The organism is Orrella dioscoreae (genome assembly GCF_900089455.2).
In the GTDB taxonomy this organism is placed as follows: Bacteria; Pseudomonadota; Gammaproteobacteria; order Burkholderiales; family Burkholderiaceae_B; genus Orrella; species Orrella dioscoreae.
Genome location: NZ_LT907988.1, coordinates 2065753 through 2084291 on the forward strand (window position 1 = coordinate 2065753; position 18539 = coordinate 2084291).

General features: G+C 68.3%; 10 protein-coding genes. 4 read left to right on the forward strand and 6 right to left on the reverse strand.

Annotated elements, in window-relative coordinates; all coding sequences use genetic code 11:
* Positions 1 to 11: 11 nt before the first annotated feature.
* Both ODI_RS09685 and glnE read right to left on the reverse strand, forming a co-directional pair.
* Complete coding sequence (locus ODI_RS09685; protein WP_082985283.1) at positions 12 to 749, reverse strand: epoxyqueuosine reductase QueH; 738 nt, start codon at positions 747 to 749, stop codon at positions 12 to 14.
* 131 nt (positions 750 to 880) lie between these two features.
* Positions 881 to 3769, reverse strand: a complete 2889-nt coding sequence (glnE, locus tag ODI_RS09690; RefSeq protein ID WP_082985284.1) for a bifunctional [glutamate--ammonia ligase]-adenylyl-L-tyrosine phosphorylase/[glutamate--ammonia-ligase] adenylyltransferase — start codon at positions 3767 to 3769, stop codon at positions 881 to 883.
* 242 nt (positions 3770 to 4011) lie between these two features.
* Between glnE and ODI_RS09695 the strand changes: the two genes are divergently transcribed.
* The gene (locus ODI_RS09695; protein WP_157929744.1) at positions 4012 to 7767 is read left to right on the forward strand and encodes a YhdP family protein; all 3756 of its coding nucleotides are present in this window, start codon (positions 4012 to 4014) and stop codon (positions 7765 to 7767) included.
* A 133-nt stretch (positions 7768 to 7900) separates the two neighbouring features.
* Here the strand turns inward: ODI_RS09695 and rho are convergent, their stop codons facing one another.
* A complete protein-coding gene (gene rho, locus ODI_RS09700) occupies positions 7901 to 9157 on the reverse strand; it encodes a transcription termination factor Rho (RefSeq protein ID WP_067760151.1) in 1257 nt (418 codons plus the stop codon).
* A gap of 85 nt (positions 9158 to 9242) precedes the next feature.
* Positions 9243 to 9569, reverse strand: a complete 327-nt coding sequence (trxA, locus tag ODI_RS09705; RefSeq protein WP_067760149.1) for a thioredoxin TrxA — start codon at positions 9567 to 9569, stop codon at positions 9243 to 9245.
* Positions 9570 to 9774: 205 nt separating this feature from the next.
* Between trxA and parE the strand changes: the two genes are divergently transcribed.
* Together parE and parC are read left to right on the forward strand one after the other, a co-directional pair.
* On the forward strand, positions 9775 to 11823 hold the full coding sequence (parE, locus tag ODI_RS09710; protein ID WP_098020888.1) for a DNA topoisomerase IV subunit B: 2049 nt from the start codon (positions 9775 to 9777) through the stop codon (positions 11821 to 11823).
* 5 nt (positions 11824 to 11828) lie between these two features.
* Entirely contained in the window at positions 11829 to 14150 is a 2322-nt protein-coding gene (parC, locus tag ODI_RS09715) for a DNA topoisomerase IV subunit A (RefSeq protein WP_067760144.1), read from the forward strand.
* 39 nt (positions 14151 to 14189) lie between these two features.
* Here parC and ODI_RS09720 read toward each other — a convergent pair whose 3' ends face one another.
* Positions 14190 to 15578, reverse strand: coding sequence for a dihydroorotase (locus ODI_RS09720; protein WP_067760142.1), 1389 nt, complete (start codon positions 15576 to 15578; stop codon positions 14190 to 14192).
* Between the two features lie 23 nt (positions 15579 to 15601).
* A complete protein-coding gene (locus tag ODI_RS09725) occupies positions 15602 to 16162 on the reverse strand; it encodes a gamma carbonic anhydrase family protein (RefSeq protein WP_067760139.1) in 561 nt (186 codons plus the stop codon).
* A 164-nt stretch (positions 16163 to 16326) separates the two neighbouring features.
* Between ODI_RS09725 and ODI_RS09730 the strand changes: the two genes are divergently transcribed.
* Positions 16327 to 18528, forward strand: coding sequence for a TonB-dependent siderophore receptor (locus ODI_RS09730; protein ID WP_082985542.1), 2202 nt, complete (start codon positions 16327 to 16329; stop codon positions 18526 to 18528).
* Positions 18529 to 18539 lie beyond the last annotated feature (11 nt).

An 18539-nucleotide genomic window follows, 5' to 3' on the forward strand; every position in this document is an offset into this window, starting at 1 on the left:
GGCCGCGCGGATCAGCCCTGCACGTCCTGCAGGTCTTCTTCCTGGCCGTAGTACTTCACGCCGATGACGATGCGGTCGCGGCCCTGGCTGCGGCGATGGCGGTTGGTGTCGCGCAGCGAATAGACGCAGCCGCAATATTCCTGCTGGTAGAACGCTTCGCGCTTGCTGATCTCGATCATGCGCGCGGCGCCGCCGCCTTTGCGCCAGTTGTACGTCCAGTACAGCATGTTCGGATAGCGTGCCGCGGCGCGCTCGCCGCAGCCGTTGATCTGGTTCATGTCCTTCCAGCGCGAGATGCCCAGCGAGCTGGTGAAGGTGTCATAGCCGTGTTCGAAGGCATAGAGTGCGGTGCGCTCGAAGCGCATGTCGAAGCAGGCCGTGCAGCGCGGGCCGCGCTCGGGCTCGTTCTCCATGCCCTTGACGCGTTCGAACCAGTTGTCGACGTCGTAGTCGGCGTCGATGAAATTGATGCCGTTGTCTTCGCAGAAACGGATGTTTTCGTTCTTGCGGATCTCGTATTCCCGGACCGGATGGATGTTCGGGTTGTAGAAGAAGAGTTCGTACTGGATACCGGACGCCAGCATGGCCTCCATGACCTCGCCCGAGCATGGGGCGCAACAGGAGTGCAGCAGCACCTTGTCGCGGCCTTTCGGCAGCGCGAGCGCCTTGCGCGTGGGGGCGGGGGCCTCGGCCCTTGCGGGGCTGGCCTGTTGGGCGTCGGCGGCGGGGTTGCGGTCTTGAGTGCTCATGGGGCGTCTGGGGCGTCTGGGCAACGAGTCTTGGCGCGGCGGGAATTGAAAAACTGGGCGCCAATCCCGCATTTTACCTGCCATGCGCGCCGCCCGGCCAGCCGGGCGGCCCCGCTTGGGCTTGATCCGGATCAGCCGCCGGGCGGTTTCGGGCCAGGTTGGCCCAGGCCCGTGCCACGCTCGCGTCCCAGGCCGGTGGCGTCGCCCGGGGCGCCGCGTTCGCCCATGACCGCGTCCCACAGGGCGCATACGGCCTGTCGTTCGGACGCGACATCCTCGGGCGGCACGCGGGCCTTCTCCGCGCCCAGCAGCCGCAGCGCGTGCTGGCGCTTGCGCAGGCTGCGGTAGGCGTCGCCGGCGGCCTGGGCGACCGCCTCGTCCACCAGGCCGGCCGCGCTGGCCAGGCGCAACAGGGTGATGTTGCCCAGGTTGTCGACCAGCTTCGGGTGTTCGTGCGCATGGCGCAGCACCAGGTATTGCGTGACGAATTCCACGTCGACCATGCCGCCGCGGTCATGCTTGAGATCGAAGTCCGGGCCGGGATTGGGGTGGCCCGACGCGATGCGTTCGCGCATGGCGCGCACTTCGGCGGCCAGCGCCTCGGGCTCGCGCGGGGTGAGCAGCACCGCGCGGCGCACGGCTTCGAACTGGGCGCCCACCTCGCCGTCGCCGGCGGCAAAGCGCGCGCGGGTCAGCGCCTGGTGCTCCCACAGCCAGGCGTGGCGTTGCTGGTATTGCTCGAAGGCTTCCATCGACACGGCCAGCAAGCCCGCGTCGCCGTCGGGGCGCAGGCGCAGGTCCACTTCATAGAGCCGGCCCGAGGAGGTCATGGTCGACAACCAGGAGGTCATGCGCCGGCCCAGCTTGGCGTAGCGTTCGGCGGCATCCTCGGCCGGATCGTCGAAGAGGAACACCAGGTCGAGGTCGGACGCGTAGCCCAGTTCCTTGCCGCCCAGCTTGCCGTAGGCGATGACGGCGAAGCGGGCCGACTCGCCGCCCTGGGCGCCACGCACCAGCGGCCAGATGCGGCGGATGGTCTCCTCGAGCAGCAGGTCGGCCAGGGCGGAAAGCTGGTCGGCCAGCTTCTCCACGCTGAGCTCGCCTTCCAGGTCCTGCGCCAGCAGCTGGAAGCTGGCCTGGCGCTGCACGTCGCGCATCAGGTTCATCTGGCGCTCGATGTCGGGCTGGCCATCGGGCAGGCGGCAGGCGTTCAGGTCCGCCTGCAACTGGCGGGCGATCTGCGGGAAGTCCAGCGGCTCGAACAGGGTACGCCAGTCGATCAGGCCGTCGAGCAGCAGCGGGTGCTGGGTGAGGTATTGCGCGGCCCAGGGGCTGGCCGCCACGATGCGCGCCACGCGCGCCAGCGTGTCGGGGTATTCGGCCAGCAGGGCCAGGTAGGCGCTGCGTTGCGCGATCTGTTCGATCAGGTCGAAGAGGCGGATGGCGGCCTCGCGCGGCGCGGTGGTCTGGCGCGCCGCCGCGACCGCGGCAGGCAGCAGGGCGTGCAGGCGCTTGCGGCTGGTCTCGGGCAGGGTGCGCACGCGATGGCTGGCCAGCAGCGACTCGGCGCGCTGCAGCACCGGGGCGGCATCGTCGCCGAAGGATTCCTGGATGCGGTCGGCCAGTTCGGCCTCGACGTCGCCGCCGCTGCGGTCCTCGTCGCCGCGGCCGCCGTTGCCGGACGCCGGCTGGCCGGCGGTGCCCTGGCCGCGTGCGCGTTCGTCGCCATCGCCCAGGCCGGCGATGCGGAAGGCGTTGCGGAAGATGCCCGCCACGAATTCGCGATGGTCCGACAGCGCCTTTTCGAAGGCCGGGCTTGCCATGCCCAGCGCGTCGGCCAGTTGGGCGCGGCGTTCCGGGTCGCTGGGCAGCAGATGGGTCTGCTCGTCTTCGCGGTACTGCAAAGCGTGTTCGGTGCGGCGCAGGAAGCGATAGGCGGCTTCGAGCTGCTGCGCGTCAGCCGCGGGGATGAGGCCAGCCTGCGTTTCCACGCGCAAGGCATCGAGCAGGCCGCGCTGCTGCAGCGCCGGCATGCGCCCGCCGCGGATGAGCTGGGCGAGTTGCACCACGAATTCGATTTCGCGGATCCCGCCTTCGCCCAGCTTCACGTTGTTGATGGTGTCCACGCCCGTGCGCGCCAGCGCGCGGCGCTGCCAGTCCTGGCGGATGCGTTCGCGCAGGCCGCGCAGCGCCGAAAGCGCGTCGAAGTCCAGGTATTTGCGATAGACGAAGGGCACGCGCAGGCTTTCCAATTGCTGGCGCTGCGTAGCGGGATTGCTGCCTTCGAAGGCGAGGCCGGGCATGATGCGGGCTTTCAGCCACGCATAGCGTTCCCATTCGCGACCCTGGGCCACCAGGTACAGCTCCAGCGCGTCCAGGCTCCAGGCCAGGGGCCCGGCGTCGCCGTCGGGCCGCAGGCGCAGGTCCGTGCGGAAGACGTGGCCGTGGGCATCGACCTCGGAGATCACCGGCATCATGCGTTGCGTGAGGCGGCCATAGAACTCGTGGTGGGACAGGCGGCGCCGGCCGTCGGTCTCGCCTTCCTCGCCATAGAGCATGATGAGATCGATGTCGGACGAGACATTGAGCTCGCGCCCGCCAAGCTTGCCCATGCCGAGGATCAGCATTTCCTGCGGCGCGCCCTGCGGGTCGCGCGGTACGCCGTGGGTGGCGGCCAGATCGCTTGCCACGCTGCGATAGGCTTGCGCGACGGCAATGTCGGCAAGCGTGGTCATGGCGCCGACCACTTCCTCCAGCGGCGCGCGGCCATCCAGGTCGCGCACGATCAGGCCGCAGAACACCCGCTCGCGCAACTGCCGCAGCACGCGCCGGCAGTCTTCCACCGCCAGGGCGGGCGCGTCCAGGGACTGGCCGGCCAGTTCGGCGAACCAGCTTTCCAGCGAGGCGGGCGTGACGGGTTGCGCGCAAGCCTGGGCAAGCCAGTCTTGCAGCGCGGGGCGGGCGGCGAGGCGGCGGCGCAGGTGGCCGGACCAGTTCAGGGCACTCTGGGGCAGGGACATGGTGGGGGGCGGAAAGAGGGGGGCAAGTGTGGCGGTGCCGCTATTAGACATGGAGAATGGCCGCAAGGGGGCGCCACGCGGCCTGTAACCAGCTGTCAGGACCGTGGAACAAACGCCCGCGCGGCCTCTCCATCAGGTATAAACGGAAGGTTGAACTGCCCCCAATTTTTTCGCCCCGATGCCGCCATCGGCGGCGTGGCAGCCTGCCCGCATTGCCCGAACCCGTCCACGCGCCTCCCATCTTGTCCAAAACGTTCTTCCGCACGCTGTTCTGGGTCGCCATGGCCGTCTATTTCGCCATTGCGGTCACGCTGCTGGTGCTGCGCTATGGCGTGTTGCCGCGCGTCGACAGCTGGCGTCCCCAGATCGAGCAGGCCGCCAGCCAGGCGCTGGGCGGCGAGGTGCGCATCGGCCGTGTCGAGGCCGACTGGCGCGGGCTCAATCCGCGCCTGGCCTTCCACGATGTGCACGTGCATGACATGGGGGTGTCGTCGCCGGTGCTGGACATCCCCTCCGCCACGGGGGTGCTGTCGTGGCGCAGCGTGCTGCAACTGACGCCGCGTTTCCTTTCCCTGCAGATCGATGGCGTGGCCTTGCGCCTGCGGCGCGACGCGGAAAACCGGCTGTGGGCGGCGGGCCGGTCCTTCTCGCTGGAAGGCGACGGGGAGGGCATGTCGCTGGACGATCCCGCGCTGAAATGGATCGCGGCGCAGAAGGAGGTCGTGCTGCGCGGCGCGACCCTGGTCTGGCAGGATGACCTGCGCGCGGCGCCGCCGCTGACGCTGGCGCAGGTGCACCTGCGCTTGCGCAACGGTCCTTTCAGCCATGCGCTGGTGCTCGATGCCGCGCCCCCGCCGGCCCTGGCACGCGGCATTTCCGTGCGTGCCGCGATCGATCGCAGTTTCTTCTCGCTGGCCACGCTGAGCGACCTGCGTGACACCGCGCGCCAATGGCGCGGGCAGGTCTACGCCGAACTGGAGGATGCCGAACCGGTGGCCTGGCGTCCGTGGGCCGACGTGCCGACGGGCGCGCATGGGCGCGCCGCCTTCCGGGCCTGGGGCCAGTTGCAGGAAGGCAAGCTGGCGCAGGTGACGCTGGACCTGGCGCTGCGCGACCTGCGCATGGAAAGCGATGAGCTGGACATCGGCTTGCGCCTGGGCGCCTTCCAGGCCCGCCTGCAGGGAGCGCCCGGCGATGTGCTGGCGGGCGCACTGGAGCCCGAGATGCTGCGCACGCACGAACGTGAGGGCCTGGCGCTGCAATTCACCGCGCGCGATATGTCGTTGCGGGCGGGCGCCGTGTTCGATCCCGGCCTGCCGGACCTGCGCGAGGTCAGCGCGGACCTGTCCTTGAACCGTCCCGATGACGGCCCCCTGGTGCTGCGCGTGCGCCAGGCCTTGATCGAGAACGACGACCTGCGGGCGACGCTGCAGGGCGAATGGCGCGACGAAGGCAGTTCCTCCGCGGGCACCGCCGACCTCGGCGGACAGCTGGAGCGCGTCTCGCTGCCGATGCTGTGGCGCTACCTGCCCAGCGAGGTGTCCGGCGATGCCAGGCAATGGTTGTCGCAGGGGCTGGTGGCGGGGCAGGTCAGCGGGGCGACTTTCACCGTGCGGGGCGACCTGGCGCAATTCCCCTTCGACGGCGAAGGGGATCCCGGCAATTTCCGCGTGGTGGGCAGCGTGGCGGGGGCCATCGTCGACTATGCGCCGCCCCGGCCCACGCGCAAGGGCTGGCCTCGTCTGGAGGGCCTGGACGGGACCTTCGAGATGCTCCGCGATACGCTCAGCCTGCGCACGCAGGGCGGCCTCGTGCGCGTGACGCCGCGGCACGCCGTGGCGCTGCAGACGGTCGAGGCCGTCATTCCGAACATGAACCGGCAGGGCGTGCACGTGAAGGTCGAAGGCACGTCGCAGGGCGACGCGGCCGCTTACCTGGCGCTGTCCGGCGCATCGCCGCTGGGCACCTTGCTCGATGGCCTGCTGGACGACACGCGGGCCACGGGCCAGTGGCAGGTGCCCATCAAGCTGGACATTCCCTTGCTGGACATGGACGACACGACGGTGGCGGGCAGCGTCGTGTTCGATGGCGGCGAGGTGCGTCAATGGGCGGATATCCCGCCGTTCCGCCAGGTGCGCGGCAGGCTGGGCTTCACCGAGAAGGGCATGTCCGCGCATGACATCACCGGCCAGTTCCTGGGCGGCGGCTTCCGCCTGAATGGCGAGCTGGCCAGCGACAAGCCGGGCCTGGCGTTCACGGGCACCGTCAGCGCCGCGGGCATCCAGCAATTGAGTCCTTCCGCCGGGCTCAAGCGCCTGAGCGGTCAGGCGCCCTACACGGGCAAGCTGGTGATGAACGCGGCCAAACAGGTGGATGTCTCCGTGGCCTCGGACCTGCGCGGGCTGGCCCTGGATTTCCCCGCGCCTTTCGGCAAGGCGGCCGCTGCGCCGCTGCCCGTGCAGGCCGAATGGACCGCCGCGCAGGATGCCGGTCCCGGCAATCGCCGCTGGTTGACCGTGACGGCCGGCGAGAACATCAACATGCTGTTCGAGCGCCACATGGGCCAGCAGGGCGGCGCGTACTTCCAGCGCGGCGCCTTGGGCGTGGAACGGGCTGCCAGCCTGCCCGAGGCAGGCATGAGCGTCAGTGCCCGGGTGCCCGTCTTCGACGTGGGCGCGTGGCAGGTCGTGGACGAGGAGTTTTCCGGCAAGGGCGCCGTGGCGCCCGCCGTCGTGCCGGGGGCTGCGGCAAGCGCTGCCGCCAGGCCGGGGACGGCAAAACCGGCGCAGGCGGCTGCGTCCAGCGACGAAACCCTGTTCCCGGGGTTGCAGCGGATCTCGCTGCAGGCGGGAACATTGCAGATGGGCGGCCATGCCTTCGATGATGCGAACCTGTATGCCACGCGTCCCGCCGCCGACCAGTGGCGGGTCGAGTTGGCGTCCAAACAGGCCGAGGGGGCGGTGTCCTGGCGCGAGGCGTCGGGGGCGATTGCCGGCCAGGTGACGGCGCGCTTCAAGCGGCTCGCGCTGGGCACGGCCCCCGAGCCGGGCGCGCAAGACCCGCCGGCGGCCAAGGCCGAGGGCGACGAGGAACCCAATTTCAGCGAGGATGCGCTGTCCGATCTGCCAGGCGTGGACTTGCGGGTGGATAGCCTGGCGCTGTATGGGCGCGAGCTGGGCGAGCTGGACCTGGAGGGCAGGAACCAGGAGCGTGGCCGCCGCTGGCAGCTGGATCGCCTGACCCTGAAAACGCCCGAAGGGACGCTGAGCGCGACGGGCACCTGGCGCACCAGCGGCCTGGATCGCGGCTTGACCACGGATGCGCGGCTGGAGGTGTCGGACCTGGGCAAGCTGCTGGGCCGCCTGGGATTCCCCGATCGGGTGAGCGGCGGACATGGCGAGATCAAGGGGGAATTGACCTGGCGCAACCTGCCGTGGCGGCACGATTATGCCGATCTCACGGGCACGCTGGATGCCAGCCTGGACAACGGCCGTTTCGTGCACCTGAAGTCACGCAGCGCGCGCCTGCTGGAGCTGCTCTCCTTGCAATCGGCGCAACGGCTGGCACGGCTGGACTTGAATCCGGCGTCGGCGCTGCGCGAAGGCTTCCCCTTCGATACGTTGCGCACGCAGCAGCGCTTTGCCAATGGCCGGGTCAGCACCGAGGGCTTCAAGGTGACGGGCCCGGCCGCGACCATCGTGCTGGCGGGCTCCACCGATCTCATCAATGAGCAACTGGACCTGCACGCCGTGGTGATTCCCAACCTGGACGCCAGCGGCGCGGCGATTGCCGCGGGCATCGCGGTCAATCCGATCATCGGGATCGGCGCGTTCCTGACGCAATGGCTGCTGAAGGCGCCGTTGGCGCGCGCCATGACGGCCGAGTACAGCGTGCACGGCAACTGGGAGGACCCCAAGGTCGAGCCCATCGATACCTCGGCCACCGGCCTGAAGGTCGAGCGTTCGACCGACCGCCTGCCGGAGCCGGTGGGCAACTGAGACCGGGCCGCGAGGGCCGGGCCGGATCGATTCCCGCGCCGCAAACGACGACGCCAGGCCGTCCCCTGGGGGCGCGAGCCTGGCGTCTGCGCGGGCGCAAGGGCCGCGAGGAGCCCTCCGGCCTGTGCCGGTCCTACTTCTTCATCATGTCGAAGAATTCGGCGTTGTTCTTGGTGGCGCGCATCTTGTCCATGATGAACTCCATGGATTCGATCTCGTCCATGTCGTGGATGAACTTGCGCAGCACCCAGACCTTCTGCAGCAGGTCGGGCTTGATCAGCAGTTCTTCGCGGCGCGTGCCCGACTTGTTCAGGTTCATGGCCGGATAGATGCGCTTCTCGGCCAGGCGGCGCTCCAGGTGCACTTCGGAGTTGCCGGTGCCCTTGAATTCTTCGTAGATCACTTCGTCCATGCGGCTGCCGGTCTCGATCAGCGCGGTGCCGAGGATGGTCAGCGAACCGCCTTCCTCGAGGTTGCGCGCGGCGCCGAAGAAGCGCTTGGGGCGTTGCAGGGCGTTGGCATCCACGCCGCCCGTCAGCACCTTGCCCGATGCGGGCACCACGGTGTTGTAGGCGCGCGCCAGGCGGGTGATGGAGTCCAGCAGGATCACCACGTCCTTCTTCATCTCGACCAGGCGCTTGGCCTTCTCGATCACCATTTCAGCGACCTGCACATGGCGGGTGGCGGGCTCGTCGAAGGTCGACGCCACCACTTCGCCGCGCACCGTGCGCTGCATTTCCGTCACTTCCTCGGGACGCTCGTCCACCAGCAGGACGATCATGACCGCGTCGGGGAAGTTGGTCGTGATGGCATGCGCGATGTGCTGCATCATGACCGTCTTGCCCGACTTGGGGCTGGCGACGATCAGGCCGCGCTGACCCTTGCCCAGCGGGGCGAAGATGTCCAGGATCCGGCCGGTGAAGTTCTCTTCGCTCTTGATGTCGCGTTCGAGCTTCATCGGCTGGTTGGGATGCAGCGGCGTCAGGTTCTCGAACATGATCCGGTGCTTGATGGACTCGGGCGGCACGCCGTTGACCTTGTCCACCTTGACCAGCGCGAAATAGCGCTCGCCGTCCTTGGGCGTGCGGACTTCCCCCTCGATCGAGTCGCCGGTGTGCAGGTTGAAGCGGCGGATCTGCGAAGGCGAGATGTAGATGTCGTCGGTGCTGGCCAGGTACGAGGTATCCGGCGACCGCAGGAAACCGAAACCATCGGGCAGCACTTCCAGGACGCCATCGCCAAAGATCTGCTCGCCCTGCTTGGCGCGGCGCTTCATGATGGCGAACATCAACTCCTGCTTGCGCAGGCGATTGGCGTTCTCGATTTCCAGGCCTGCGGCCATTTCCAGCAGCTGCGAGACGTGCTGCGCCTTCAGTTCATTGAGATGCATTGCTTGAGGGGGAAAGGGATAGGGAGGAGGGAATGCCGGCGGGCCACAGACGGGCCCGCGCGAAGAAAAACAATATTGGCGCAGTTTACAACGAACTGTCCAGGAATGCCGCGAGTTGGGACTTCGACAGGGCACCGACCTTGGTCGCGGCAACCTGGCCGTCCTTGAACAGCATCAGCGTGGGGATGCCACGGATGCCGTACTTGGCGGCGATGTCCTGGTTTTCGTCGACGTTGAGCTTGGCAACCGTCAGGCGGCCTGCGTATTCGCCGGCGACCTCTTCGAGGATCGGGGCGATCATCTTGCAGGGACCACACCAGGCGGCCCAGTAGTCGACCAGGACGGGTTGGCCGGATTGGATGACGTCGGCTTCGAAGCTGGCGTCGCTGACGGTCTTGATGTTTTCGCTCATGGTGATTGTCTCGCGGATATCGGGCCGCGCTGGCACGGGGGCCTGGGCCCGGGGAGCTGGGTACGAAGATGGTTCGGAAAGTTGAACGCCTGGGTCCCGCGTGGTTCCGCGCCAGCAGTGCGGGACGGGAACTGTAACGCAGGAAAGCATACCATCGAGAATACCACCGGCAGGCGGGGCGGACCCAAACGACCCTGCTCACTTCATGCCCGTTCCAGCTCGGACCGCGACAATCCTCGCGCTATCCGTAAAATGTCGGTTTTTTTCCACAGCAGTTGGGGATAACTTCTTGGCCACCACACCGCGATACACCGAATCCTCGATCCGGGTCCTGAAAGGGCTGGAGCCCGTGCGCCAGCGCCCGGGGATGTACACCCGCACCGAAAACCCGCTGCACATCGTGCAGGAGGTCATCGACAACGCCGCCGACGAGGCGCTGGCCGGCCACGGCAGGCAGGTGCAGGTCACCCTGCATGCCGACGGCAGCATCTCGGTCGAGGACGACGGCCGGGGCATCCCGGTCGGCCTGCATCCCGAGGAAAATGCGCCCGTCGTCGAACTGGTCTTCACGCGCCTGCACGCCGGGGGCAAGTTCGACAAGCAGGGCGGCGGCGCCTATGCCTTCTCGGGCGGCCTGCACGGCGTGGGCGTGTCGGTGACCAACGCCCTGGCCACGCGCCTGGAAGTCGTCGTCTGGCGCGACGGGGGCGTGCACCGCCTGGTCTTCGCCAATGGCGACGTCATCGAGCCCATCGCGCCGTTCCCCGAGGGCGGCCGCAAGAAATCGGGCACCCGCGTGCGGGTCTGGCCCGACGCCAAGTATTTCGACAGCCCTGCCATCCCGCTGGCCGAGCTCACCCACCTGCTGCGCAGCAAGGCCGTGCTGTTGCCGGGCGTGAAGGTGGTGCTGCGCAACGAGAAGACCCAGGACACCAAGACCTGGTTCTACGAAAAGGGCCTGCACGGCTACCTCGCCGAAGCCCTGGCCGGCGCCGAGTTGATGGTGCCGTTCTTCGAGGGCGGTGAATATGCCGGACGCGACCACGAGACCTTCGCCGAGGGCGAGGGCGCGCAGTGGGTGGTGGCCTGGACCGAGGACGGCAACGCCGTGCGCGAGTCCTACGTGAACCTCATCCCGACGCCTGCTGGCGGCACCCACGAGGCGGGCTTGCGCGAAGGGCTGTTCGCCGCCGTGAAAGGCTTCGCCGAGCTGCACAGCCTGCTGCCCAAGGGCGTGAAGCTGCTGCCCGAGGACGTGTTCGCCCGCGCCAGCTTCGTGCTGTCGGCCAAGGTGCTGGATCCGCAGTTCCAGGGCCAGATCAAGGAAAAGCTGAACAGCCGCGACGCGGTGCGCCTGGTCAGCGGCTTTGCCAAGACGGCCCTGGACCTGTGGCTGAACTCGAACGTGGAGTACGGCCGCAAGCTGGCCGAGCTCGCCATCCGCCAGGCCCAGGCGCGCGCGCGCTCTGCCCAGAAGGTGGAAAAGAAGAAGAGTTCGGGCGTGGCCGTGCTGCCGGGCAAGCTGACCGATTGCGAGTCCAGCGACGCCACGCGCACCGAAGTGTTCCTGGTGGAGGGCGACTCGGCAGGCGGTTCCGCCAAGATGGGCCGCGACAAGGAATTCCAGGCCATCCTGCCGCTGCGCGGCAAGGTGCTCAATGCCTGGGAAGTCGACCGCGACCGGCTCTTCGCCAACAACGAGATCCACGACATCTCGGTGGCCATCGGCGTCGATCCGCACGGTCCCGACCAGGAGGTGGATCTCTCGGGCCTGCGCTATGGCCGCATCTGCATCCTGTCGGACGCGGACGTCGACGGCTCGCACATCCAGGTGCTGTTGCTCACGCTGTTCTACCGCCATTTCCCGCGCCTGGTCGAACGCGGCCATGTCTATGTGGCGCGTCCGCCGCTGTTCCGCGTGGACGTGCCGGCGCAGGGCAAGCGTCCGGCGCGCAAGCTCTACTGCCTGGACCAGGGCGAGCTCGAGGCCGTGCAGGACAAGCTGCGCAAGGAAGGCGTGCGCGAAGGCGCCTGGAGCATCAGCCGCTTCAAGGGCCTGGGGGAAATGAGCCCCGTGCAGCTGTGGGAAACCACCATGAATCCCGACACCCGGCGCCTGCTGCCGGTGGGCTATGGCGAGATGGACGCGCTGGAAACGACGCGCATGTTCGACATGCTGATGGGCAAGGGCGAGTCGGCCCAGCGCCGCAGCTGGATCGAAGAGAAAGGCAACCTCGCTGAACTGGATATCTGACGCATATGAGTGAAGACAACCAAGCCGGTCTCTTCGACGCCGACGGCGGCGAAGCGGCCATCACGCTGGGCCGGTACGCCGAACAGGCCTACCTGGATTACGCCGTATCGGTGGTGCGCGGACGCGCGCTGCCGGACGTGGGCGACGGCCAGAAGCCGGTGCAGCGCCGCATCCTGTACGCCATGCAGTCCATGGGGCTGGCCTCGGGCGCCAAGCCGGTGAAGGCCGCGCGCGTGGTCGGTGACGTGCTGGGCAAGTACCATCCGCACGGCGACCAGGCCGCCTATGACGCGTTGGTGCGCATGGCGCAGGACTTCAGCCTGCGCTATCCGCTCATCGACGGCCACGGCAACTTCGGTTCGCGCGACGGCGACAACGCCGCCGCCATGCGATACACGGAAGCGCGCCTGACGCCGTTCGCCCGCCTGTTGCTGGACGAGCTGGACGAAGGCACGGTCGATTTCGGCCCGAACTACGACGGCAGCCAGCAGGAGCCCCACATGCTGCCCGCGCGCCTGCCGGTCATGCTGCTGAACGGCGCCTCGGGCATCGCGGTCGGCATGGCCACCGAGATTCCCGCGCACAACCTGCGCGAGGTCGCCCAGGCCTGCGTGGCGCTGCTGCGCAATCCCAAGCTGCCCGACAGCGAGCTGCATGCGCTGGTGCCGGGGCCCGATTTCGCGGGCGGCGGGCAGATCATCACGGCGCCCGCGGATATCGCGCAGATCTATGCTTCCGGCCGTGGGTCGCTGAAGGCGCGCGCGCGCTGGCAGTTCGAGGAAATGGCGCGCGGCCAGTGGCAACTGGTGGTGCACGAGTTGCCGCCTGGCGCCTCGTGCCAGAAGGTGCTGGAAGAGATCGAGGAAATCACCAACCCCAAGATCAAGACCGGCAAGAAGGTGCTGACGCCCGAGCAGCAGCAGGCCAAGGCCTTGATGCTGGGCCTGCTGGACGCCGTGCGCGACGAGTCGGGCAAGGACGCTGCCGTGCGCCTGGTGTTCGAGCCCAAGACCTCGCGCGTGGACCGCGACGAATTCGTCAATGCCCTGCTGGCGCAGACCAGCATGGAAAGCAGCGCGCCGGTCAACCTGGTGTGCATCGGCACCGATGGCCGCCCGCGCCAGAAGGGCCTGCGCGAGATCCTGACCGAGTGGCTGGCGTTCCGCACGGAAACCGTGGTGCGCCGCACGCGCCATCGCCTGGACAAGGTGCTGGACCGCATCCACGTGCTGGAAGGCCGCATGGTGGTCTACCTGAACGTGGACGAGGTCATCCAGACCATCCGCGAGTCGGACGAGCCGCGCGCCGCGCTGATGACGCGTTTCTCGCTGACCGAGCGCCAGGCCGAGGACATCCTGGAAATGCGCCTGCGCCAGCTGGCGCGCCTGGAAGGCTTCAAGATCGAGCAGGAACTGGCCGACAAGCGCGCCGAGCGCGAGAAGCTGCAGGTGCTGCTGGACGATCCGAATGCCTTGAAGCGCACGATGGTCAAGGAGATCGAGGCCGACGCCAAGCAATACGGCGACGAGCGCCGCACGCTCATCGAGACGGCCGAGCGCGCCGTCATGGAAACCAAGGTGGTCGACGAGCCCGTCACGGTCATCGTGTCGCAGAAGGGCTGGCTGCGCGCCCGCCAGGGCCACGGCCATGATCCCTCGCAGTTCGGCTTCAAGTCGGGCGACGACCTGTATGGCGCCTTCCCGTGCCGCACCACCGACACGCTGATCGCCATCTCGGACCGTGGGCGCGTGTATTCGGTGGCGGTGTCCACGCTGCCGTCCGCGCGCGGCGATGGCGCGCCGATCACCAGCATGATCGAGCTGGAGGCGGGCGCGCGCATCGTGCACATGATCGCGGCGGCGCCGGACAGCCTGTGGCTCATGGCCACGCAGGGCGGTTATGGCTTTGCGGCGAAGCTGTCGGACATGGCCACGCGCCAGCGCGCGGGCAAGCAGTTCGTGTCGCTGGAAGAGGGCGACGCGCTGCTGCGTCCGTCGCCCTGCTTCGAGGGCGCCCGGCAGCTGGCGCTGCTCACCGCCAAGGGACGCCTGCTGGTGTTCGGTCTGGACGAGGTCAAGCGCCTGTCGGGCGGCGGCCGCGGCACCGTGCTGATCGGCGTGGATGCGCCGGACACCTTGTCGCAGGTCGTGCCCATCGGCACGCTCGGCCTGCGCGCCTCGGGCATCTACCGCAACAAGGAAACCGAGGACGTGCTGGCGGGCGCCACGCTGGAGACCTATGTGGGCAAGCGGGCGCGCAAGGGCAGGCAGCTGGATGTGCGGGTCAAGCAGGCGGTGCTGTCGCCGGTGCTGCCGGCCGCGCAGTAAGCCCTTGCGGGCGGGCTGACCGGGCCGACGTGATCCCGCTCAGCCCGGCACGGCGGGCCGGGTTTCCAGGAAGCGGATCGGCTCGCCCGTCGCCCGGGCGCTTGCCAGCGCCTCGTCGCGCACCACCGCGCGGCCCCGCACGACGGTATGGATGGGCCAGCCCATGACGGCCATGCCGTCATACGGCGTCCAGCCGCTGACGCTGGCAATCCAGGCGTCGTGGATGTCGCGGCGGGCGGCCAGGTCGACGATGCTCAGGTCTGCATCGAAACCCAGCGCGATACGGCCCTTGCCTTCGATGCCGAAGACGCGCGCGGGGCCGGCGCTGGTCAGGTCCACCAGGCGTTGCAGGCTCAGGCGGCCGTAGTGGACGTGATCCAGCATGAGGGGCAGCAGGGTCTGCACGCCGGTCATGCCGCTGGGGGATTGCGGATAGGGCCTGGCTTTTTCCTCGCGCGTGTGCGGCGCATGGTCGCTGCCGATGACGTCCACCGTGCCGTCACGGATGCCTCGCCACAGCGCTTCCTGGTGTCGCGGCTCGCGGATCGGCGGATTCATCTGGGCGAGGGTGCCCAGGCGTTCATAGCAGTCAGGCGCGCGCAAGGTCAGGTGCTGCGGCGTCACCTCGACGGTGACGCGCTGCCTGTGCGCGGCCAGGAAGCGCATTTCCTCTGCCGTGGACACGTGCAGCACATGCAGGCGGCGTCCCGCCTGGGCCGCCAATGCCACGATGCGCTCGGTTGCACGCAGCGCGCTGATCTCGTCGCGCCAGTGGGGGTGCTGACGCACATCGCGGCTGCGTTCGACGATGGGCCTGCGTTCGCGCAGGCGGGCCTCGTCCTCGGCGTGCACGGCCAGCCGCCTGCCGCCGTGACGCAGGATGCGGCGCAGGACCGTGACGTCATCGGCAAGCAGGTCGCCGAAGGAGCTGCCCATGAAGACCTTCACGCCCGCGCAACCCGGCAGGTTCTCCAGGTCGGCAAGCCGTTCGGCGTTCGCGGCCGACCCGCCGATATAGAAGGCGTGGTCGCACCAGGCGCGGTCCCTGGCGATAGCCAGCTTGGCCTGCAGGTCCTCCGCGGACAAGGTCAGCGGATGGGTGTTGGGCATTTCGAAGATGGCGGTGACGCCGCCCAGCACCGCGCCACGCGTGCCGGCCTCCAGGGTTTCCTTGTGGGTGAGGCCGGGTTCGCGGAAATGCACCTGGCTGTCGATGACGCCGGGCAGGACGTGCAGGCCCGTGGCATCCAGCGTGTCGTCCGCACGCCAGGCGCCGCGCAGTGGGCCCAGCGCGACGATGCGGCCGCCCACGCAGGCGATGTCGATGTGTTCGGGCCCGTTGGGCGTGATGACCGTGCCGCCTTGCACCAGCAGGTCCGCGTGGCGCAGGGCCAGGCGCCTGGCTGCGTCCAGGGTGTTGCGTGCCATGGCGATGCTCTCCTTACGCCGGCCTAGAACTCGTTCTGGATGCGCTTGTAGCCCAGCACCAGTTCGTTGTTGGTGCGGGCGACATCCTCGGAGAACTCGCTGGCGTCGGCCGACACCTGCGGCAGCGCCAGCAGGTCGGTGTCGGGGCCGATGCGTTCGGTGGAGCGGACATGGAAGCCCGGCGGCAGGCACACGCCGTCGACGACGGCGTTGTAGCGCACGACGCAGCGGTCGCCGACGGTGCAGTTGAACAGCACGCTGTTGAAGCCGACGAAGACGCCGCTGCCGACCGTGCAGGGGCCGTGGACGATCGCCCGGTGGGCGATGGAGGTGCGCTGGCCGATGAGGACCCTGGCGCCGGACTTCGAGTGGATGACGACGCCGTCCTGGATGTTCGAATGCGCGCCGATGACGATGGGCTCGATGCGGTTTTCGGCGTCCATTTCATCGGCCCGGATCACGGCATAGGGGCCGATGAAGACGTTCTCCTCGACGATGACCAGTCCGCACAGGATGGCGGTGGGGTCGACGAAGGCGCTGGGGTGGATCCGAGGCAGGTCGCCCCGGGGATTCTTGCGGATCATGGCAGTCCTGGGAAAAGGAAAAGAGGCAAGCAGGGCTTGGGCTGCCGGGTGGCGCATCAACAACAATGAAATGATATAACATAATAAAAAATTGAAGTTTGCACGATTTTTTCCTGCTCCCAGGCCGCGCTGTCCTGGGCTTTTCCTCTCTTTCCGGACTTTCCATGCCCCCGACTTTTCGCGCCGGCACGACAAGGCGCGTGCACCGCCGCGCCGCCCCAGGCTCCTTGCGTCACTGGCTTGCCGCCAGCCTGGTGGCCAGTACCGCGCCGTATGCCCCCGTGTCCCTGGCTGAGGAGGTCGCGGACCGCGCCACGCAAGGCGCTGCGGCCACCTTGCGGCCGGTGACCGTCACCGGGACCCGGCCTGCCGATGCGACGAGCGAAGGCACGGGCAGGTATGACGCGCCGCTGGCAACGGTGGGTGGCAAGGCGGCCGTGCCCGTGCGCGAGATACCGAATTCCGTCAGCGTGATCACGCGCCAGCGCATGGATGACCAGAACCTGGTTCGCGCCGAAGACGCGTTGGTCCAGGTCACGGGCGTGACGGTGACGCCCTGGGATGGCGCCACGTATCAGATCCGGTCGCGCGGCTACTTCCTGGAGCCGAGCCTGGATGGCGTGCCGGCGAACGGCAGCCTGAACGCCACCCAGCAGTTCGACCTGGCCATGTTCGATCGCATCGAGGTGCTGAGAGGGCCGGCCGGCCTGTTCCTGGGGTCGGGTCAGCCGGGCGGCACGGTGAACTTCGTGCGCAAGCGCGCGCCCGCCGAGTTCGGCGGGTCGGCCGCCGTCAGCTACGGCTCGTGGGCCAACCGCCGTGGCGAGGTCGACCTGGGCGCGCCGCTGAACGCCAGCGGTTCGTTGCGCGGGCGCGTCGCGGCTTCCTTGCAGGAGCGGAATTTCCATTACGCGGGCGCGAACAACAGGAAGCGCTTCGTCTACGCCACCCTGGACTACGACCTGAGCCCGGCCACCTCTTTCTCCCTCTATGTGGCAGACCAGGACGACAAGACCGATCCGTTCCTGGGGCTGCCGGCCTATACGGACGGGCGCCAGCTGGACGTACGGCGCTCGACCAATCCCATGGCGCCCTGGAGCCGATACGACACGCGCACCCGCATGCTGGGCGCGCAGGCCGAGCATCGTCTGGCCAACGGCTGGCGCATGGTGTTGCAGGCAAGCCGTGCTGAACGGGATTGGCGTCTGCTGGACGGTACTCCCTCGGCAGGCGTGAACCCAGCCACCGGCACTATCGCGCGGTATTCCCGCCGAGGTTGGGACGACGAATCCAGCCGCGTGGCGGTCGATGCCTATGCCACCGGCCCGTTCGCCTTGCTGGGCAGGCGCCACGAGGCGACGCTGGGCTACAACAGCGAGCGCTATCGTGGCGAGACTTTGTACGGCGCAAGCTCGGATATCTACAACGTGCCCATCGGGGATCCGGGCAGCGTACCCGCGAGCAGCGTCGAACCCCATGTGCGCGGCTCGGGGTACGAAACCCGCCAAAGTGGCATGTATGGCCAATTGCGCCTGTCCGTCACCGACCCGATGACCGTCGTGCTGGGCGCGCGCGTCAGCCGCTATGCCACGCGCAGCCGTTCCGTGGCGCCGTCGGTACGCACGGACTGGGTCGAGAACACACGGGAAAGCGGCCAGGTCACGCCGCATGCAGGCATCGTGTACCGCTTGAGCCCACGCTTGTCGGCCTATGCCAGCTATTCGGAAATCTTCATGCCGCAATCGCAGCGGGACCTCAGCGGCAAGGCGCTGGATCCGCGTGAGGGCAAGCAGGTGGAGCTGGGCGTGAAAGGCGATCTGAACGGCGGACGTCTGCAGTTCAGCGCGGCTGTCTTCCGCACGCGCGATGTCAATCGCTCGTTCGCCGATCCGGCCAATCCCGGGTTCTTCCTGCAAGCGGGGGAGGTCGAGGTCAAGGGCGGGGAGGTCGAGGTCAGCGGCAGCCCGCTGGACGGTCTGCAACTGACGGCGGGCTACGCCTATCTGACCAGCAGCTATGTGGTGGACCGGAACCAGGCCGGCGCGACGTTCTCGTTGTTCGAGCCGCGCCATGCGGTCAAGCTGTATGGCACGCAGCGTTTCGCCGGCACGCCCTGGCAGGCCAGCCTGGGCCTGCAGGTGAGCAGCGCCGTGCAGGGCACGGGCGTCAGCGGCGTGCGTGAAGGACATGGCTATGCCATCGTCAACACGCAACTGGGCTATCGCGTCGACGCCGACACGATGCTGGCGCTGTCGGTGAACAACCTGCTGGACCGGCGCTATTACGCGCGGGTGGGCACCCTGAGCAACTACAACTTCTACGGAGAGCCGCGCAGCGTCGCGTTGACCTTGCGCACGCGGTTCTGATGGCCTGGCCA